At 61.1% G+C, this 19331-nt stretch carries 17 protein-coding genes; all 17 read left to right on the top strand.

The window, feature by feature from the left end:
- Window positions 1-9: 9 nt before the first annotated feature.
- Window positions 10-1314 (top strand): NADH-quinone oxidoreductase subunit NuoF, encoded by a 1305-nt coding sequence (gene nuoF / locus BC360_RS10235; protein ID WP_053247043.1) that lies wholly within the window; start codon window positions 10-12, stop codon window positions 1312-1314.
- A 6-nt stretch (window positions 1315-1320) separates the two neighbouring features.
- Window positions 1321-1995, top strand: coding sequence for an NADH:ubiquinone oxidoreductase (locus BC360_RS10230; RefSeq protein ID WP_065795139.1), 675 nt, complete (start codon window positions 1321-1323; stop codon window positions 1993-1995).
- A 103-nt stretch (window positions 1996-2098) separates the two neighbouring features.
- The gene (nuoG, locus tag BC360_RS10225) at window positions 2099-4180 is read left to right on the top strand and encodes an NADH-quinone oxidoreductase subunit NuoG (protein WP_065795138.1); all 2082 of its coding nucleotides are present in this window, start codon (window positions 2099-2101) and stop codon (window positions 4178-4180) included.
- A gap of 20 nt (window positions 4181-4200) precedes the next feature.
- Window positions 4201-5244 carry an NADH-quinone oxidoreductase subunit NuoH gene (gene nuoH, locus BC360_RS10220; protein WP_053247046.1) on the top strand — a complete coding sequence of 348 codons (1044 nt, stop codon included), beginning with the start codon at window positions 4201-4203 and terminating at the stop codon, window positions 5242-5244.
- Window positions 5245-5308: 64 nt separating this feature from the next.
- Window positions 5309-5800 (top strand): NADH-quinone oxidoreductase subunit NuoI, encoded by a 492-nt coding sequence (gene nuoI, locus BC360_RS10215; protein ID WP_025426590.1) that lies wholly within the window; start codon window positions 5309-5311, stop codon window positions 5798-5800.
- A 135-nt stretch (window positions 5801-5935) separates the two neighbouring features.
- Complete coding sequence (locus BC360_RS10210; protein WP_065795137.1) at window positions 5936-6550, top strand: NADH-quinone oxidoreductase subunit J; 615 nt, start codon at window positions 5936-5938, stop codon at window positions 6548-6550.
- A gap of 28 nt (window positions 6551-6578) precedes the next feature.
- Window positions 6579-6887: an NADH-quinone oxidoreductase subunit NuoK gene (gene nuoK, locus BC360_RS10205; protein WP_025426592.1), complete on the top strand. Its 309-nt coding sequence runs from the start codon at window positions 6579-6581 to the stop codon at window positions 6885-6887.
- Window positions 6888-6894: 7 nt separating this feature from the next.
- On the top strand, window positions 6895-8889 hold the full coding sequence (gene nuoL, locus BC360_RS10200) for an NADH-quinone oxidoreductase subunit L (protein WP_065795136.1): 1995 nt from the start codon (window positions 6895-6897) through the stop codon (window positions 8887-8889).
- Window positions 8889-10400 (top strand): NADH-quinone oxidoreductase subunit M, encoded by a 1512-nt coding sequence (locus tag BC360_RS10195; protein ID WP_065787132.1) that lies wholly within the window; start codon window positions 8889-8891, stop codon window positions 10398-10400. The genes nuoL and BC360_RS10195 overlap by 1 nt, the downstream gene beginning before the upstream one ends.
- A 19-nt stretch (window positions 10401-10419) precedes the next feature.
- Window positions 10420-11865, top strand: coding sequence for an NADH-quinone oxidoreductase subunit NuoN (gene nuoN / locus BC360_RS10190; protein WP_065795135.1), 1446 nt, complete (start codon window positions 10420-10422; stop codon window positions 11863-11865).
- Window positions 11865-12629, top strand: coding sequence for a biotin--[acetyl-CoA-carboxylase] ligase (locus BC360_RS10185; protein ID WP_167590833.1), 765 nt, complete (start codon window positions 11865-11867; stop codon window positions 12627-12629). The genes nuoN and BC360_RS10185 overlap by 1 nt, the downstream gene beginning before the upstream one ends.
- A 23-nt stretch (window positions 12630-12652) precedes the next feature.
- Entirely contained in the window at window positions 12653-14320 is a 1668-nt protein-coding gene (locus BC360_RS10180; RefSeq protein ID WP_065787129.1) for a ribonuclease J, read from the top strand.
- 65 nt (window positions 14321-14385) lie between these two features.
- Window positions 14386-14790 carry a methylmalonyl-CoA epimerase gene (gene mce, locus BC360_RS10175; protein WP_065787128.1) on the top strand — a complete coding sequence of 135 codons (405 nt, stop codon included), beginning with the start codon at window positions 14386-14388 and terminating at the stop codon, window positions 14788-14790.
- 128 nt (window positions 14791-14918) lie between these two features.
- Entirely contained in the window at window positions 14919-15188 is a 270-nt protein-coding gene (locus BC360_RS10170; protein WP_025426599.1) for a DUF1467 family protein, read from the top strand.
- Between the two features lie 780 nt (window positions 15189-15968).
- On the top strand, window positions 15969-17297 hold the full coding sequence (gene proS, locus BC360_RS10165; RefSeq protein ID WP_065787126.1) for a proline--tRNA ligase: 1329 nt from the start codon (window positions 15969-15971) through the stop codon (window positions 17295-17297).
- A 20-nt stretch (window positions 17298-17317) separates the two neighbouring features.
- Window positions 17318-18628 (top strand): lipoprotein-releasing ABC transporter permease subunit, encoded by a 1311-nt coding sequence (locus tag BC360_RS10160; protein WP_065787125.1) that lies wholly within the window; start codon window positions 17318-17320, stop codon window positions 18626-18628.
- Between the two features lie 16 nt (window positions 18629-18644).
- The gene (locus BC360_RS10155) at window positions 18645-19331 is read left to right on the top strand and encodes an ABC transporter ATP-binding protein (RefSeq protein WP_025426602.1); all 687 of its coding nucleotides are present in this window, start codon (window positions 18645-18647) and stop codon (window positions 19329-19331) included.

The following is a 19331-nucleotide window of genomic DNA, read 5'->3' as shown; positions in this document are numbered from 1 at the left end:
AGGTGAACCATGCTCAGAGATGAAGATCGCATCTTTACCAATATCTACGGCCTTAAGGACAAGTCTCTCAAGGGCGCGATGAGCCGCGGCCATTGGGATGGCACCAAACAGATCCTTGAAAAGGGTCGCGACTGGATCGTCAACGAGATGAAGGCTTCGGGTCTTCGTGGCCGTGGTGGCGCAGGCTTCCCGACCGGTCTCAAGTGGTCCTTCATGCCGAAGGAAAGCGACGGGCGCCCGCACTATCTGGTCGTCAACGCCGACGAATCCGAACCGGGCACCTGCAAGGACCGTGACATCATGCGTCACGATCCGCATACGCTGATCGAAGGTTGCGTCATCGCCAGCTTCGCCATGGGTGCGCACACCGCCTATATCTACGTGCGCGGCGAATATATCCGCGAGCGCGAAGCGCTGCAGGCTGCGATCGACGAATGCTACGACGCCGGCCTGCTCGGCAAGAACAACAAGCTCGGCTGGGACATGGACATTTTCGTCCATCACGGCGCCGGCGCCTACATCTGCGGCGAAGAAACCGCGCTGCTCGAAAGCCTTGAGGGCAAGAAGGGCCAGCCGCGCCTGAAGCCGCCGTTCCCGGCGAACATGGGTCTCTACGGCTGCCCGACGACCGTCAACAATGTCGAGTCGATCGCCGTTGCCCCGACGATCCTGCGCCGCGGCGCAGGCTGGTTCTCGTCGATCGGCCGCCCGAACAATGTCGGCACCAAGCTGTTCATGCTGTCCGGCCACGTCAACAAGCCGTGCACGGTCGAAGAAGCGATGGGCATCACCTTCCGCGAACTCGTCGACAAGCATGCCGGCGGCATTCGCGGCGGCTGGGACAACCTGCTCGCCGTCATCCCCGGCGGTGCATCGTGCCCGGTGGTCAAGGCCGAAGACATCATCGACTGCCCGATGGATTTCGACGGACTTCGCGAAGTCAAGTCGTCCTTCGGCACCGCTGCTGCCATCGTCATGGACCGCTCCACCGACATCATCAAGGCAATCGCCCGCATCTCGGCTTTCTTCAAGCACGAGAGCTGCGGCCAGTGCACGCCGTGCCGCGAAGGCACCGGCTGGATGTGGCGCGTGATGGAACGCATGGTGCAGGGCCGCGCCCAGAAGCGCGAGATTGACATGCTGTTCGACGTTACCAAGCAGATCGAAGGTCACACGATCTGTGCTCTGGGTGATGCGGCCGCCTGGCCGATCCAGGGCCTGATCCGCAATTTCCGTCCCGAGATCGAGAAGCGCATCGACGAATATACCCGCAACGCGACGTCGCACGGCGCGGTGCTGGAAGCGGCGGAGTAACGGGCCATGGCCGGCGCAGACAAGAATGGACAGGTGAGGGGAGAGGCCGAGAGCGGCATTTCGTCCGCGCGTCCGTTTGGCGGCGACCCGGCCGATCCGTTCGGCATGGCCGAATGGATGAAGAGCATGCCGCAGGTGCCGTTGCATCCGCTGATGGCGCATCCGGCAGGAGCCGTTGCGGCGGCGACGGCGCTTGGCTTCGGTCTGTCGAGCCATATCGCCGGCGTCATGCTCGGCGCGATGCAGGGCGCCGTCGAAGCGTTGCAGAAGGGCTCGGCCTTGGCTGGCCAGACGCAGGCAGGCGTTCCGGCTGAGGTCGTTCCGGCCAAGGCTGCTCCGGTTCAGGCGGAAGCAAGACTGCCGGAGACGGTGAAGCCCGTTGTCGCGATGAAGAGCACGGTATCGAAGCCGAAGGCTGAGAAGAAACTGGCAGAGCCCGTCAAGGCGCCGGCGGCTTCAAAGGCCAAGGCCCGTGCCGCCGACGACCTCAAGCGGATTTCCGGCATCGGCCCGAAGCTCGAGCAGGTTCTGAACGGCAAGGGCGTTCGCCGGTTCGCTGATATCGCCGCATGGAGTGACGCCGACATCACCCGTTTCGACGACGAGCTGGGCTTTGGCGGACGTATCTTGCGCGACGACTGGGTAAAGCAGGCAAAGGCGCTGAAAGGCGCAAAAGAATAAGAGGCGGTGACCGGCAGAGGTTGCCACCGGCAAGCAGCATGGCTGTGTTGGAATTGTCCGTCGCCTGAAGGTGGACGGATGGAAGACAGGATTGAGTACGAAGATGGCAAAGCTGAAAGTCGACGGAAAAGAGATCGAGGTCCCGGATCATTTCACGCTGCTTCAGGCGTGCGAAGAAGCCGGCGCCGAGGTTCCGCGCTTCTGTTTCCATGAGCGGCTGTCGGTCGCCGGTAACTGCCGCATGTGTCTGATCGAGGTGAAGGGAGGGCCACCCAAGCCCGCCGCCTCCTGCGCCATGGGCGTGCGCGATCTTCGCCCCGGCCCGAACGGCGAAACGCCCGAAGTCTTCACGACCACGCCGATGGTCAAGAAGGCGCGCGAAGGCGTCATGGAATTCCTGCTGATCAACCATCCGCTCGATTGCCCGATCTGCGACCAGGGTGGCGAATGCGACCTGCAGGACCAGGCGATGGCCTTCGGCATCGACAGTTCGCGCTACCAGGAAAACAAGCGCGCCGTCGAAGACAAGTATATCGGCCCGTTGGTCAAGACAGTGATGAACCGCTGCATCCACTGCACGCGCTGCGTTCGTTTCACCACGGAAGTCGCCGGCATTGCCGAGCTCGGCCTTATCGGCCGCGGCGAAGATGCCGAGATCACCACCTATCTCGAACAGGCGATGACCTCCGAGCTTCAGGGCAACGTCGTTGACCTTTGCCCGGTCGGTGCGCTGACTTCGAAGCCGTTCGCCTTTACGGCGCGTCCGTGGGAACTGAACAAGACCGAATCCGTCGACGTGATGGACGCGCTCGGTTCGGCCATCCGCGTCGATACCCGCGGCCGCGAAGTGATGCGCATTATGCCGCGCGTCAACGAGGACATCAACGAAGAGTGGATTTCCGACAAGAGCCGCTTCATCTGGGATGGTCTGAAGACCCAGCGTCTTGACCGTCCTTATGTCAAGAAGGATGGCCGTCTGCAGGCAGCAAGCTGGGGCGAGGCATTCCAGGCGATCAAGGCTGCCGTTGCGGCGACCTCCGGTGACAAGATCGGCGCCATCGCCGGCGACCTTGCTTCCGTCGAAGAAATGTACGCGCTGAAGGAACTGCTTGCTTCGCTCGGTTCGGAAAACATCGACTGCCGCCAGGATGGTGCAGCGCTCGATCCGTCGCTCGGCCGCGCCAGCTACATCTTCAACCCGACCATTCAGGGCATCGAAAGCGCCGACGCGCTGTTGATCATCGGCTCGAACCCGCGCCTCGAAGCATCCGTTCTCAACGCACGCATCCGCAAGCGTTACCGGATGGGCAATTTCCCGATCGCCGTCATCGGCGAGCAGGGTGAGTTGCGCTACGAATTCGAGTATCTCGGTGCGGGCACCGACACGCTGGCCGAACTCGTGTCCGGCAAGGGTAAGTTCGCAGCGACCCTGAAGAAGGCGCAGCGTCCGATGATCATCATCGGCCAGGGCGCCGTCGCAGGGGGGGGGGGGGCTGCCGTTCTCGCTGCCGCTGCCAAGCTCGCAGGCGCAGTCGGTGCGGTGACCGCGGACTGGAACGGCTTTGCCGTTCTGCACACCGCGGCGTCCCGCGTCGGTGGTCTCGACCTCGGCTTCGTCCCGGGCAAGAATGGCAAGACGGCTGCCGAAATGGTTTCGGCCTCCGACGTTCTCTTCCTGCTCGGCGCAGACGAGATCGATCTTGCCGGCCGCAAGTCCGGCTTTACCGTCTACATCGGTTCGCATGGCGACAACGGTGCACACGCAGCCGACGTCATCCTGCCGGCCGCCACCTACACCGAAAAGTCCGGCACCTGGGTCAACACCGAAGGCCGCGTGCAGATCGGCAACCGCGCCGGCTTCGCTCCGGGCGACGCCCGCGAAGACTGGGCGATCATCCGTGCGCTTTCCGACGTTCTCGGCAAGAAGCTGCCCTATGATTCGCTTGGCGAATTGCGCTCGAGGCTCTATGCCGCGCATCCGCATTTCGCCGATGTCGACGCGATTGCCGTCGGCAGTGGCGACGAAATTGCCGCACTTGCTCAAAAAGCCGGTGAGATGGGCAAATCCGTGTTTGCGTCTCCGGTCAAAGACTTCTATTTGACGAACCCGATAGCGCGCGCATCCGCCGTCATGGCCGAATGCTCGGCTTTGGCACGCAACAACTTCAAAGCTGCGGCGGAATGAGCGCGAGGGAATAGAGTATCATGGACGCTTTCGTTTCGACCTATGTCTGGCCTGCGATCATCATGGTCGCCCAGTCGCTGCTGCTGCTGGTCGCGCTGCTGCTTTTCATCGCCTACATTCTGCTGGCCGACCGCAAGATCTGGGCGGCCGTCCAGCTCCGCCGTGGTCCGAATGTGGTGGGCCCCTGGGGTCTCTTCCAGTCCTTCGCCGACCTTTTGAAGTTTGTCTTCAAGGAACCGGTGATTCCGGCTGGCGCCAACAAGGCAATCTTCCTCTTGGCACCGCTCGTCTCCGTGACGCTGGCGCTGGCTGCCTGGGCTGTTATCCCGCTCAACGCCGGCTGGGTGATCGCGAATATCAACGTCGGCATCCTCTTCGTGTTCGCCATATCCTCTCTTGAAGTTTATGGCATCATCATGGGCGGCTGGGCGTCGAACTCGAAATATCCCTTCCTCGGCGCGCTTCGGTCTGCCGCGCAGATGGTGTCCTACGAAGTCTCGATCGGCTTCGTCATCGTCACCGTCCTGCTGTGCGTCGGCTCGTTGAACCTGACCGACATCGTCAATGCGCAGAGCAATGGCATCGGTACGAACTTGGGCCTGCCCGCATCGTTCCTTGATTGGCACTGGCTGGCACTGTTCCCGATGTTCATCGTGTTCTTCATTTCGGCGCTGGCTGAAACCAACCGCCCGCCCTTCGATCTGCCGGAAGCGGAATCCGAACTCGTCGCCGGCTTCATGGTCGAATACGGCTCCACGCCTTACATGATGTTCATGCTCGGCGAGTATGCGGCCATCTGCCTGATGTGCGCGCTGACGACCATTCTCTTCCTCGGCGGCTGGCTGCCTCCGGTTGACGTCTGGTTCCTGAACTGGGTCCCGGGCATCATCTGGTTCGTTCTCAAGGCATCCTTCGTGTTCTTCATGTTCGCGATGGTGAAGGCTTTCGTTCCGCGTTACCGCTACGACCAGCTGATGCGTCTCGGCTGGAAGGTCTTCCTGCCGATCTCTCTCGCAATGGTCGTGATCACTGCATTCGTTCTCAAGCTGACGGGAGCCGCATGATGTTGGCTTTCGCTCGGTTGCATACCGCTGGCCGCTCTGAGGCCGGCAAGTCTGGAGGTAAATGATGGCCGGTCTTTCGCAAGCCGTCAGCTCGCTGTTCCTCAAGGAATTCGTCGGCGCATTCTTTTTGTCGATGCGCTACTTCTTCAAGCCGAAGGCGACATTGAACTATCCCTTCGAAAAGGGTCCGGTCAGCCCGCGCTTCCGCGGCGAACACGCCCTGCGTCGTTATCCGAACGGCGAAGAGCGCTGCATCGCCTGCAAGCTCTGCGAGGCGATCTGTCCTGCCCAGGCCATCACCATCGAGGCTGGCCCGCGCCGCAACGACGGCACCCGCCGCACGGTGCGCTACGACATCGACATGGTGAAGTGCATCTATTGCGGTTTCTGCCAGGAAGCCTGTCCGGTTGACGCCATCGTCGAGGGACCGAACTTCGAATTCGCCACCGAGACGCGTGAAGAGCTGTACTACGACAAGGACAAGCTCCTCGCCAATGGCGACCGTTGGGAACGGGAAATCGCACGTAACATCGCAATGGACTCGCCCTATCGCTGAGACCAAGGCGTGGTGCCGCCCTTAAGGCGGCACATGTGAAACAGTTTGGGGCAAAGGCCGGACACGCGTCCGGCTTTGCCAGTGGAGTGGGGCTGCAAGAGCCTCACGCCGTGCAAGACGAAAAAGGCACCGATCATGGGTCTGCAGGTTCTTTTTTTCTATCTCTTTGCCTTCATCGCGGTGGCATCGGCATTTATGGTCATTGCGGCCAGGAACCCCGTTTATTCGGTGCTGTTCCTGATCCTGACCTTCTTCAATTCGGCGGGCCTGTTCCTGCTGGCTGGCGCCGAGTTCCTGGCGATGATCCTGCTTGTGGTCTATGTCGGCGCGGTTGCGGTGCTCTTCCTGTTCGTCGTCATGATGCTCGATATCGACTTCGCGGAACTGCGCGCGGGCGTGCTTGAATATGCGCCGGTTGGTGCGCTGATCGGTCTGATCCTGGCTGCCGAACTGATCATCGTCGTCGGCGGCGCGACCTTCTCGCCGGAGATTGCCAAGGGTATCTCGATGCCGATCCCGGCGGTTGCCGACCGGACGAACACGGCCGCCCTCGGCGACGTGCTCTATACCCACTATGTCTATTTCTTCCAGATCGCGGGCCTCGTGCTGCTGGTCGCCATGATCGGCGCCATCGTCCTCACGCTGCGTCACCGCGTGAACATCAAGCGCCAGAGCGTTCCGCAGCAGGTTGCCCGCACACCCGAGACCGCCGTCGAGGTGATCACGGTCAAGCCCGGGCAGGGCATTTAATTCGGACGCGAGGTCGAGGAACTAAAAAATGGAAATCGGAATTTCCCACTATCTCACCGTCAGCGCCATCCTGTTCACGCTTGGTGTCTTCGGCATCTTCCTGAACCGGAAGAACGTCATCGTCATCCTGATGTCGGTCGAACTGATCCTGCTTGCGGTCAACATCAACATGGTCGCCTTCTCGTCGTTCCTGAACGACATCACGGGCCAGGTCTTCGCTCTGTTCATTCTGACCGTCGCGGCTGCGGAAGCCGCCATCGGGCTTGCAATTCTCGTCGTCTTCTACCGCAACCGCGGCTCGATCGCTGTTGAAGACGTCAACATGATGAAGGGCTGATTGGGCTATGGATACCATCATCAAGGCTATCGTCTTCCTGCCTTTGATCGGCTTTCTGGTCGCCGGCCTTTTCGGCACTTCGATCGGCGCCAAGGCTTCTGAATATGTCACCTGCGGACTGATGATCATCGCCGCCGCGCTGTCGTGGTACGTCTTCTTCGACGTCGCGATGGGCGAACAGGAACTGATCAAGGTTTCGGTGCTGCGCTGGATCCAGTCCGGCAGCTTCGACGTCGAATGGGCGTTCCGCGTCGACACGTTGACAGCAGTCATGTTCGTGGTCGTCAACACGGTGTCGACGCTCGTGCATGTCTATTCGATTGGCTACATGCACCACGATCCGCACCGTCCGCGCTTCTTCGCCTATCTCTCGCTCTTCACCTTTGCGATGTTGATGCTGATCACGTCCGACAACCTGCTGCAGATGTTCTTCGGCTGGGAAGGCGTGGGTCTGGCATCCTACCTGCTGATCGGCTTCTGGTATAAGAAGCCGTCGGCGAACGCCGCCGCGATAAAGGCGTTCATCGTCAACCGCGTTGGCGACTTCGGCTTCTCGCTCGGCATCTTCCTCGTCTTCGTCCTGTTCGGTTCGGTCAATCTCGAAACGATCTTCGCAGCAGCCCAGACCTACCTGCCGGCCGAAGGCGCTGCAGCAGGGGAGGCGGTCGTCACGCTGTTCGGCATGCACCTCGACAGGGCCGATGCCATCACGGCTGCCTGCCTGTTGCTCTTCATGGGCGCGATGGGCAAGTCGGCGCAGTTCCTGCTGCACACCTGGCTTCCGGACGCGATGGAAGGCCCGACCCCGGTTTCGGCCCTCATTCACGCTGCAACGATGGTTACCGCCGGCGTCTTCCTCGTCGCCCGCATGTCGCCGCTGTTTGAACTTTCGCCGGATGCGCTGACCGTCGTCACGCTGATCGGCGCGATCACAGCGTTCTTCGCCGCGACCGTCGGCCTGGTGCAGAACGACATCAAGCGCGTCATTGCCTATTCGACCTGTTCGCAGCTCGGCTACATGTTCGTGGCACTCGGCGTCGGCGCCTATGGCGCGGCCATCTTCCACCTGTTCACGCACGCCTTCTTCAAGGCTCTGCTGTTCTTGGGTGCAGGCTCGGTCATCCACGCCGTCGATGGCGAACAGGACATGCGCTACATGGGTGGCCTGCGTAAACACATTCCGGTCACCTACTGGCTGATGTTCATCGGCACGATCGCGCTGACCGGCGTCGGCATCCCCGGCACCGTCATCGGTACCGCCGGCTTCTTCTCGAAGGATGCCATCATCGAATCGACGTTCGCTTCGCACAGCGTCGTCTCGGGTTTCGCCTTCGCGATGCTGGTCATCGCCGCGCTGTTCACCAGCTTCTATTCCTGGCGTCTGACCTTCATGACCTTCCACGGCAGGCCGCGCGCTTCCTCGGATGTCATGCATCACGTCCATGAATCGCCCCAGGTCATGCTGGTGCCGCTCTACATCCTGGCGGCCGGCGCGCTGGTCGCAGGCTTCCTGTTCCACGACTACTTCTTCGGCCACCACTATGCCGAATTCTGGCAGGGTGCGTTGTTCACGTCCGCCGAGAACGAAATCCTCGAGGAATACCACCATGTTCCGCTGTGGGTTAAGTGGAGCCCGTTCTGCGCCATGGCGCTCGGTCTCTTCACGGCCTGGTACATGTACATCCGCCGGCCGGAGCTGCCGAAGTACCTGGCGGAGCAGCATCGCGGCCTCTACCAGTTCCTGCTCAACAAGTGGTACTTCGACGAGTTGTACGACTTCCTGTTCGTGCGCTCCGCCAAGCGCCTCGGCGTCTTCCTGTGGAAGGAAGGCGACGGTCGGGTCATCGACGGCCTCGGTCCGAACGGGATTGCGGCACGCGTGCTTGATGTCACCGATCGTGTTGTCCGGCTGCAGACCGGTTACCTCTATCACTACGCGTTCGCCATGCTGATCGGCATTGCAGCGCTCGTTACATGGATGATGCTCGGGAGTTCCTTCTGATGACCGATTGGCCCGTACTTTCCGCGGTCACCTTCATGCCGCTCGTCGGCGTCCTGCTTCTCTTGCTGACAAGAGAAGACAGCGCCTACGGCCGCCGCAACATCCTCAACGTATCGCTGCTGACGACGATCTTCACCTTCGCCGTGTCGGTCTATATCTGGTACCAGTTCGACAGCTCGAACCCGGGTTTCCAGATGACCGAGAAGCACGAATGGCTCGGCACCGGGATTTCCTATCATCTCGGCATCGACGGCATCTCGGTGCTCTTCGTCGTCCTCTCCGCCTTCCTGATGCCGTTCTGCGTACTCGCAAGCTGGTTGTCGGTCGAAAAGCGGCTGAAGGAATACATGATCGCGTTCCTGATCCTGGAAACGTTCATGATCGGCGTGTTCGTGTCGCTCGACATCGTGCTGTTCTACGTGTTCTTCGAAGCCGGCCTCATTCCGATGTTCCTCATCATCGGTGTCTGGGGCGGCAAGGATCGCGTCTACGCGAGCTACAAGTTCTTCCTCTACACGCTGCTCGGCTCGGTGCTGATGCTGCTCGCCGTCATGGCGATGTACTGGCAGGCCGGTACCACCGACATCACCGAACTGCTCGCCTACAACTTCCCGCGTGAGATGCAGACGTGGTTATGGCTTGCCTTCTTCGCGTCCTTCGCGGTGAAGATGCCGATGTGGCCGGTGCACACCTGGCTTCCCGACGCGCACGTTCAGGCGCCGACGGCGGGTTCGGTCATCCTGGCCGCCATCCTCCTGAAGCTTGGCGGCTACGGTTTCGTGCGCTTCTCGCTGCCGATGTTCCCGCTGGCATCCGACTATTTCGCGCCCTTCGTCTTCACGCTGTCGGTCATTGCAATCATCTACACCTCGCTGGTGGCGATGATGCAGTCCGACATCAAGAAACTGATCGCCTATTCGTCCGTCGCGCACATGGGCTACGTGACGATGGGTATCTTCGCGGCCAACACGCAGGGTGTTCAGGGGGCGATTTTCCAGATGCTGTCGCACGGCATTGTCTCCGGCGCGCTCTTCCTTTGCGTCGGCGTTGTCTATGACCGTCTGCATACCCGCGAGATCTCGGCCTATGGCGGTCTCGTCAACAACATGCCGAAATATGCCGTCGCCTTCATGGTGTTCACCATGGCCAACGTCGGTCTTCCCGGTACGTCCGGCTTCGTCGGCGAAGTGCTGACCCTCGTCGGCGTCTTCCGCGTCAATACCTGGGTTGCGTTCTTTGCAACGAGCGGCGTCATTCTCTCGGCTGCCTACGCGCTCTGGCTCTATCGCCGAGTGATCTTCGGTGCGCTGGAAAAGGAAAGCCTGAAGGCTCTGCTCGATCTTTCGGGACGTGAGAAGGCGATCCTCTACCCGCTGGTGATCCTGACGATCTTCTTCGGTGTCTATCCGGCGCCGATCTTCGATGCGACCGCAGCCTCCGTGGATCTGCTCGTCAACAACTACTCCGCAGCCCTGCAGGCAGCGCAAAACGTTGCGCTTTCGGTGCAATGACCACAGGACGTGATTGGACATGACTGCTGAAACCCTCCTCGCTAGCCTGCAGCTCTCGATCCCCGAGTTGATCCTCGCGGTCGGCGCGATGGCGCTCTTGATGATCGGCGTGTTCGCCGGTGAAAAGTCGACCTCGACCGTCACCGGCCTTGCGGTTGCCGTTCTGATCATCGCCGGTCTCTGGCTCGTCCTGAAGACGGGCGAGGGCGAAGCTTATGGCGGCGCCTTCCTGTCCGATCCCTTCGCCAAGTTCATGAAGGTGCTGGCTCTGATCGGCTCCATCACCGCCATGGTAATGACGGTGGGCCATGCCCGTTCGGCGCAGATCGACCGTTTCGAGTTTCCGGTGCTGCTGTTGCTCGCCACCCTCGGCATGCTGCTGATGATCTCGGCCAACGACCTGATGTCGCTGTACCTGTCGCTCGAGCTGCAGTCTCTGGCGCTTTACGTCGTTGCCGCTATCAACCGTGACAGCATCCGCTCGACCGAAGCCGGCCTGAAGTACTTCGTCCTCGGCGCGCTGTCTTCGGGCATGCTGCTCTATGGCATGTCGCTGGTCTATGGCTTCACCGGCCACACCGGCTTTGACGAGATTGCCACTGCACTGACAACGACGGGCACGCCGTCGCTCGGCCTCATCTTCGGCCTGGTCTTCATTCTTGCCGGTCTCGCTTTCAAGATTTCCGCCGTGCCGTTCCACATGTGGACGCCCGATGTCTATGAAGGCGCGCCGACGCCGGTGACGGCGTTCTTTGCTGCTGCTCCGAAGGTTGCCGCCATGGCCATTTTCGTTCGCATCGTCATCAACGCGTTCGAGCCCGTCGTTGTCCAGTGGCAGCAGATCGTCGTCTTCATCTCGATCGCTTCGATGCTGCTCGGCGCCTTTGCTGCGATCGGTCAGAAGAACATCAAGCGGCTGATGGCCTATTCCTCGATCGGCCACATGGGCTACGCGCTTGTCGGTCTTGCTGCCGGGTCGATGGCGGGCGTTCGCGGCGTTCTGCTCTACATGCTCATCTACATGGTCATGACGCTCGGCACCTTCGCCTGCATCCTCGCCATGCGTCGCAAGGACGGCGAGAACGTCGAAAGCATCGACGACCTCGCGGGCCTGTCGCAGACCAACCCCTTCATGGCCACGGTCCTCACCATCCTGATGTTCTCGCTCGCCGGTATTCCGCCGATGGCAGGCTTCTTCGGGAAGTACTTCGTGTTCATGGCGGCGATCGAAGCGCATCTCTACGCGCTCGCCATCATCGGCGTGCTCGCATCGGTCGTTGGCGCCTACTATTACCTGCGCGTCATCAAGGTGATGTGGTTCGACGATGCCAAGGGTGAGTTTGCCCGCACCGCCGGCGAGCTTCGCCTGGTCTTCGGTCTCTCGGGCCTGTTCGTGGCCGGATATGTCCTGATCGGCGGTCCGCTCGGCAACGCTGCTGAAGTCGCGGCGCGGACCTTCTTTTGATCGGCCTTGAAGGCGGCGGCCGGGTTTCGCTCGACGATTTCCGGCACGTCGCGCTCAATGAGGTCGGTTCCACCAACAGCGAATGCCTGGTGCGGGCGCGCGAGGGAGACAGGGGAAATCTCTGGATCACCGCCGCCCGCCAGACGGGCGGACGCGGCCGACGCGGCCGGGCCTGGTTTTCAGAGCCCGGCAATCTCTATGCTTCGCTCCTGCTGATCGAGCCGGCCCCGATCGAGCTGCTGCATTCTCTGCCGCTGGCCGTGGCCGTGGCGGTTCACAGGGCCATTCGGAAGGTGATGCCGCCTGCCGGCGCTCCGGTCGAGATCAAATGGCCGAACGATATCCTCATCGACGGCAAGAAGACCTGCGGCATCCTGCTTGAAGGCGAGAGTCTCGCGGACGGCCGTCGCGCACTGGTCATCGGCTGCGGCATCAACATTGCCGTCCAGCCCGACGAGGCGCTCTACCCGGTGACTTCGCTTCGCAACGAAGGGGCGTCGGTATCGCCGGACGAACTGTTTGCCCATCTGTTCCTGACCATGGCCGAAACGCTTGCCGTTTGGGACCGGGGCAGGGGTGTGGCACACATCATAGACCAATGGCGGGCGGCAGCGCGCGGCATCGGCGAGACCATTACGGTGAACCTGCCGGATCGGTCGCTTTCCGGCCGCTTTGCCGGTATTGATCAGGACGGCCGGTTGATGCTCGACACGGGCTCGCACACGATGCAGACGATCGCCGCCGGCGACGTATTTTTTGGATAATCAAAACAAGGGCGCATCAAAACATGGCGCAAGAAGAAGAACTGGTGTTCTTGCCGCTCGGCGGCGTCGGCGAAATCGGGATGAACCTTGGCCTCTATGGCTACGGCAAACCCGGTCAGCGACAGTGGATAATGGTCGATTGCGGCGTCACTTTCCCAGGCCCGGAGCTTCCGGGGGTGGATTTGGTTCTGCCCGATATCGGCTTCCTGGCAGAAGAGCGCCGCAATCTCAAGGGCATCATCATTACCCATGCCCATGAGGATCACTATGGTGGCCTCAACGATCTCTGGCCGGGCCTGAATGTCCCGGTCTATGCCTCGCCGTTTACCGCGGGCATGCTGGAAGCCAAGCGCGACTTCGAAAAGAGCCGCGGCGAAATTCCGGTGACGATCTTCAAACAGGGTGATCGCATCAATGTCGGCCCGTTCGAAATCGAAGCGGTCGGCGTCAACCACTCGATCCCCGAGCCGATGTCGCTGATCATCCGCACGCCGCTTGGCGCGGTCGTGCATACCGGTGACTGGAAAATCGACCTTCAGCCGTCGCTCGGGCCGCTCACCGACGAGCAGCGCTTCCGCAAGATCGGCGACGAAGGCGTGCTGGCGCTTGTCTGCGATTCGACCAATGCCCTGCGCGACGGTGTCTCACCGTCGGAACAGGAGGTTTCCGCCAGCCTGACTGAGATCATCTCCAAGGCTGAAGGTCGCGTGGCGATCACCACCTTCTCCTCGAATGTCGGGCGTATCCGCTCGATCGCCGAAGCTGCGGAGGAGGCGGGCAGGGACGTGCTGCTTCTCGGCAGTTCGATGAAGCGCGTCGTGGCCGTCGCCCGCGACCTCGGCCTGATGGAAGGCATCAAACCTTTCCTCGCCGAAGACGAATTCGGCTACGTGCCGCGCGACAAGGTCGTCGTGATCCTCACCGGCAGCCAGGGCGAGCCGCGCGCAGCGCTTGCCAAGATCGCGCGCGACGAGATGCGCAACGTCGCCTTCTCCGCCGGCGACACGGTCGTCTTTTCGTCGCGCACCATTCCCGGCAACGAGAAGGCGATCAACGACATCAAGAACGGCCTGATCGAACAGGGCATTCACATCATCACCGACAGTGAAGCGCTGGTACATGTGTCGGGGCACCCGCGGCGCAGCGAACTGCAGCAGATGTACCAATGGGTCCGTCCGCAGATCCTCGTTCCGGTGCATGGTGAAGCGGCGCACCTGACGGCACATGCAGAACTCGGCCTGCAGTCGGGTATCGCCAGCGTCCCGCGTCTTCGCAACGGCGAGATGCTGCGGCTGGCACCGGGGCCGGCCGAGGTCATCGACACGGCGCCGCATGGCCGCATCTACAAGGATGGCTCGCTGATCGGCGACTTCGAGGAGATGGGTATCGGCGAGCGGCGCAAGCTCTCCTTTGCTGGACATGTCTCCGTCAATGTCGTGCTCGACAATCGCTACGACTTCCTCGGTGATCCGGACCTCGTTGCCATCGGCCTGCCCGAGTTCGACGACGAGGGCGAGGACATGGAGGACACGCTCTATGACGCCGTGCTCGGCGCTGTGGAAAGCATTCCGCGCGCCAAGCGCAAGGATCTGGCCATGCTGCAGGAGGCAGTGCGCCGCGCTGTGCGCAGCACCGTAAACCAGATCTGGGGCAAGAAGCCCGTGGTGACCGTGTTCGTCACCAAAGTCTGATTTTCTTCATGCCCCCGGCGTTGTAGATGTCCGGGGGCATGAAATCAGGAAGTTGGAGGATCGCGATGCTCGGACGTGTGAACCATGTGGCAATTGCCGTACCGGACCTGGCATCCGCGGCGCAGAGTTACCGGGCGACGCTCGGCGCGTCCGTTACCGAGCCGCAGGTCTTGCCCGAGCACGGTGTTACCGTCGTCTTCGTTACGCTTCCCAACACCAAGGTCGAACTGCTGGAGCCGCTCGGCGACACCTCGCCGATCGCAGCGTTTCTTGCCAAGAATCCATCCGGCGGCATGCATCACATCTGCTACGAGGTCGAGGACATCATCGCAGCCCGTGACACCTTGAAGGCATCCGGCGCGCGTGTTCTCGGGGACGGCGAGCCGAAGATCGGCGCTCACGGCAAGCCGGTGCTCTTTCTGCACCCGAAGGATTTTCAAGGGACTTTGATCGAGCTTGAACAGGTGTGACAGTTGATCGCGCGATGCGGATTTGTGTGATCGCGCCCGTGGCGTTATAAGCGGGCCAGAATGTCGCGAGGATCGTTCCGTCGATGGCCGGAGGCCATGTCGGGGCAGGTCTTCATCGGGAGCCTGAAATGCCGCTTTTTTCCACCTTTGCCATCTACTTCATTATCTGGTGGCTGACGCTGTTTGCCGTTCTGCCGCTCGGCGTGCGCACGCAGGCGGAGGAAAACGAGGTCGTGCCCGGCACAGTCGAAAGTGCGCCGGCGCGGTTCCGTGCCAAGCGTGTCATTCTGCTGACGACGGCGATCGCGGCGGTCATCCAACTCGCCTGGTATATTGTGTCTGTGCGGCTCGGCTACGGCATCGACAGCATTCCGCGCTTCTATCCGAAGTTTTACTGAGACGGTCACCGGGCGTACGTGGACGCCGTGCGCCGACGGATATCGGGCGAAGACGTTCGCCGACCGACAAATCCCCAGTTAAGTATTCCCGATTTTTGGTGCGGAGCTCCGTGCACGGGCTACCGGAAGGCAGTACGCCAGAAACCAGGGCAATCCTACGATTGACCGCCCAGAAATTGACATAGTTGAAGAGTGCGCGGGTGCTTCGCGAAGATTTCGCTTGGCGAAAGGCAAAAAAAAACAAGGCTAAAAGCCTTGTTTTTCAAGTATCGCGTGATCTTTAATCCGTTTCCGGCGGCAGCGACGAAGCGCGCCTAAGATCTTATCCTCCCAAGACTTGACCGCGAAAGTCGGCAAGAATTTAGACTTCTTGCCTGTTTTGTGAGCCGAAATTAGCCCAAACATTGGGCGATGTCACTCTGTTTTTTTGCATTTTTGCTACAGTTGGATAAAATTTCCCCGTTGACAAGCATCGTCGCAATCCTGTTACTAGCGTGCTCTTTTGACGCAGGTCTCAGCCCGCGGCTTCTCCCCTGAATCTCTCGATCCGCTCCGTGCTGTTCCCGCCGCAAGCAGGGTTTTCATCCGGGCGCGAAGCGGCTATGAACGCAGGGCTCGGAAAGGTTCCCGCCGATTTGTCGGTGACGGAAATTTGAGAGCCGACCCCAAGAAGCAATGGTCGCCTTTGCCAGTTTTCGGTGAGACCGGCGTGCCTGAGCTCAACGTCATTTCGCCCGAATCCGTCGATAGTGCGACGTTCATCAAGTTCTGGAACCCGTCATGCGCCTGTCCCGCTTTTTCATGCCCATCTTGAAGGAAAATCCGAAGGAAGCGGAAATCGTTTCCCACCGCCTTATGCTCCGGACGGGCATGATCCGGCAGCAGTCCTCGGGTATCTATACCTGGCTGCCGCTCGGAAAGCGGGTTCTCGACAAGGTCAATGCGATCGTTCGCGAAGAGCAGAACCGCTCCGGCGCAATCGAGCTGCTGATGCCGACGCTGCAATCCGCGGAACTCTGGCAGGAAAGCGGTCGTTATGATGCCTACGGCAAGGAAATGCTGCGCATCAAGGATCGCCAGGATCGGCCGATGCTTTACGGTCCGACCAATGAGGAAATGATCACGGACGTCTTCCGTTCCTACGTGAAGTCTTATCGTGATCTGCCGCTCAATCTCTATCATATCCAGCTGAAGTTCCGCGACGAGATCCGTCCGCGCTTCGGCACCATGCGCTCGCGCGAGTTCCTGATGAAGGATGCCTACTCGTTCGATCTCGACCGCGAAGGCGCCGAGCACGCCTACAACAAGATGTTCGCCGCCTACCTGCGCACCTTCTCCCGCATGGGGCTGCGCGCGATTCCGATGCGCGCCGACACCGGCCCGATCGGCGGCAATCTCAGCCATGAATTCATCATTCTTGCCGAAACCGGCGAATCCGAAGTGTTCTGCCACAAGGACTTCCTCGGTTTCGACATTCCCGGCGAAGACACCAATTTCGACGATGTCGCGGGTTTGAAGACGATCTTCGACAAGTGGACGTCGCGCTACGCTGCCACCTCCGAAATGCACGACGAGGCTGCCTTCAACGAAGTCGCCGAGGGCGATCGTCTGTCGGCGCGTGGCATCGAAGTCGGCCACATCTTCTACTTCGGTACCAAGTATTCCGAGGCAATGGGCGCGAAGGTTCTTGGCCCAGACGGCAAGGAACACACGGTCCATATGGGCTCCTACGGCATCGGCCCGACGCGGCTGGTCCCGGCGATCATCGAGGCGTCGCATGACGACAACGGCATCATCTGGCCGAAGTCGATCTCGCCGTTCGATGGCGTGATCATCAACATGAAAACGGGTGACGCAGCTTGCGACGCAGCTTGCGAGACGCTCTATTCGAAGCTCGGCGCGGCGGGATTCGACGCGCTGCTCGACGATACGGACGACCGCGCTGGCGCCAAGTTCGCGTCCGCCGATCTCATCGGTGTGCCGGTCCAGATCATCGTCGGGCCACGTTCGATCGCCAACGGCGAAGTCGAGCTCAAGGATCGCAAGACCGGTGAGCGCGAGACCATGACTGTCGAGGCGGCCCTTAACAAGCTGATCGCGACGAAGTAAGTGAGGCAAGGGGAGGCAGGATGACCGCCGTGACGGAAGATCAGGTGCAGGCTGCTGGCCAGTCTGCAAAGTCCGCCAGCCGCCCCTTTTCCGCCTTTGAGCGCATGGTCGCCTGGCGCTATCTGCGTTCGCGGCGCAAGGAAGCCTTCATTTCGGTGATCGCCGGCTTCTCCTTCATCGGCATCATGCTCGGCGTCGCGACGCTGATCATCGTCATGGCGGTGATGAACGGCTTTCGCACCGAACTCATCTCGCGCATTCTCGGCATCAACGGCCATATGATCGTGCAACCGATCGACGGTCCGCTCAACAACTACGCCGATCTCGCCACGCGTTTTTCCGGCGTGAAGGGCGTGACCATGGCGATCCCGCTTGTCGAGGGTCAGGTTCTGGCCCAGGGCGTTGGCGATGCCTCGACCGGCGCGCTCGTGCGCGGCATTCGCGCCGACGACCTCGGCAAGATGAAGTCGGTCTCCGACCATATTCAATCCGGCGATCTCGTCGGCTTCGCCTCCGGCAGCGGCGTGGCGATCGGCTCACGCATGGCCGAGCAGCTCGGTATCCAGGTGGGCGGCATCATCACGCTGACATCGCCGAACGGCGACGTGACGCCCATGGGCATGAACCCGCGGGTCAAGGCCTATACGGTCTCGGCAATCTTCGAGATCGGCATGTCGGAATACGACGCGTCGATCATCTTCATGCCGCTCGAGGAATCCCAGCTTTTCTTCAATGCGGAAGGTTTGGCGCAGCAGATCGAGATCTTCGTCGAGCACCCTGATATGGTCGACGAGCTGCGCAAGCCGGTCGAGGACGTTGCGGAACGGCAGATCTTCATCACCGACTGGCGCGACCGCAACAAGACGTTCTTTTCCGCACTCGAAGTCGAGCGCAACGTGATGTTCATGATCCTGACGCTGATCGTTCTGGTCGCGGCGCTGAACATCATCTCCGGGCTGATCATGCTGGTGAAGGACAAGGGCAGCGATATCGCCATCCTCCGCACCATGGGCGCGACCTCCGGATCGGTCATGCGCATCTTCTTCATGACCGGGGCCGCGATCGGCGTGGCCGGAACCGTTGCCGGCGTACTGCTTGGTGTCGTCGTTTGCCTGAACATCGAGTCCATTCGCCAGTTCTTCTCCTGGATATCAGGTACGACGCTGTTCAGCCCCGAGCTCTATTTCCTGAGCCAGCTGCCGGCAGACATGAACGCCGACGAGACGATCCTCGTCGTCGTCATGGCCCTCAGCCTGTCGTTCCTCGCCACGATCTTTCCGGCATGGCGCGCCTCGCGTCTCGATCCCGTGCAGGCCCTGCGGTACGAATGACAAGGACATCATCTGAATGAATGCGCGCGTGGCACTGCAGCTTTCGGGCATCGAGCGTAATTACGGGCAGGGGGACACTTTTCTCTCGATCCTCAAGGGGGCGGACTTCACGCTGAAAAGCGGCGAGACCGTTGCGCTTGTGGCGCCGTCGGGCACCGGCAAGTCGACGCTGCTGCACGTCGCCGGCCTGCTCGAGCGCCCTGATGGCGGAAAGGTCGTGGTCAACGGCGTGACCTGCGACGGTCTCAACGACGACAGGCGCACCGCGATCCGTCGCAACGAGATCGGCTTCGTCTACCAGTTCCATCATCTGCTTCCGGAGTTCACCGCTCTCGAAAACATCATGATGCCGCAGCTGATCGCCGGTCTCGGCAAGGCCGAGGCCGCTGAACGGGCGAGGGCGCTGCTCGACTATATGCGCATCGGCCACCGAGCCGACCACCGCCCGTCGGAGCTATCGGGCGGCGAGCAGCAGCGCGTGGCGATCGCCCGTGCGGTTGCCAATGCCCCGCTGGTGTTGCTGGCCGACGAGCCGACCGGCAATCTTGATCCGGAAACCGCCGGCTACGTCTTCGAGGCGCTCGAGGCATTGGCTCGCCAGTCAGGCCTCGCAGCGCTGATCGCTACGCACAATCACGAACTGGCGTCGCTGATGGACCGACGGGTGACGATCGAAGATGGCAAGGTTGTCGAGCTGAAGTAA

Origin of the sequence: Ensifer sp. LC163 (genome assembly GCF_001695855.1) — a bacterium.
Classification (GTDB): Bacteria; Pseudomonadota; Alphaproteobacteria; order Rhizobiales; family Rhizobiaceae; genus Ensifer.
Note: the sequence above shows the minus strand (reverse complement) of the source record. Positions and strands in the feature narration are given on the sequence as shown.

Coding starts and splice junctions, on each gene's coding strand:
- BC360_RS10195 (WP_065787132.1), top strand. CDS start 8,889: ATGACCGATTGGCCCGTACTTTCCGCGGTCACCTTCATGCCGCTCGTC.
- nuoF (WP_053247043.1), top strand. CDS start 10: ATGCTCAGAGATGAAGATCGCATCTTTACCAATATCTACGGCCTTAAG.
- nuoN (WP_065795135.1), top strand. CDS start 10,420: ATGACTGCTGAAACCCTCCTCGCTAGCCTGCAGCTCTCGATCCCCGAG.
- nuoG (WP_065795138.1), top strand. CDS start 2,099: ATGGCAAAGCTGAAAGTCGACGGAAAAGAGATCGAGGTCCCGGATCAT.
- BC360_RS10160 (WP_065787125.1), top strand. CDS start 17,318: ATGACCGCCGTGACGGAAGATCAGGTGCAGGCTGCTGGCCAGTCTGCA.
- nuoI (WP_025426590.1), top strand. CDS start 5,309: ATGGCCGGTCTTTCGCAAGCCGTCAGCTCGCTGTTCCTCAAGGAATTC.
- BC360_RS10210 (WP_065795137.1), top strand. CDS start 5,936: ATGGGTCTGCAGGTTCTTTTTTTCTATCTCTTTGCCTTCATCGCGGTG.
- mce (WP_065787128.1), top strand. CDS start 14,386: ATGCTCGGACGTGTGAACCATGTGGCAATTGCCGTACCGGACCTGGCA.
- nuoH (WP_053247046.1), top strand. CDS start 4,201: ATGGACGCTTTCGTTTCGACCTATGTCTGGCCTGCGATCATCATGGTC.
- BC360_RS10180 (WP_065787129.1), top strand. CDS start 12,653: ATGGCGCAAGAAGAAGAACTGGTGTTCTTGCCGCTCGGCGGCGTCGGC.
- nuoL (WP_065795136.1), top strand. CDS start 6,895: ATGGATACCATCATCAAGGCTATCGTCTTCCTGCCTTTGATCGGCTTT.
- nuoK (WP_025426592.1), top strand. CDS start 6,579: ATGGAAATCGGAATTTCCCACTATCTCACCGTCAGCGCCATCCTGTTC.
- proS (WP_065787126.1), top strand. CDS start 15,969: ATGCGCCTGTCCCGCTTTTTCATGCCCATCTTGAAGGAAAATCCGAAG.
- BC360_RS10170 (WP_025426599.1), top strand. CDS start 14,919: ATGCCGCTTTTTTCCACCTTTGCCATCTACTTCATTATCTGGTGGCTG.
- BC360_RS10155 (WP_025426602.1), top strand. CDS start 18,645: ATGAATGCGCGCGTGGCACTGCAGCTTTCGGGCATCGAGCGTAATTAC.
- BC360_RS10230 (WP_065795139.1), top strand. CDS start 1,321: ATGGCCGGCGCAGACAAGAATGGACAGGTGAGGGGAGAGGCCGAGAGC.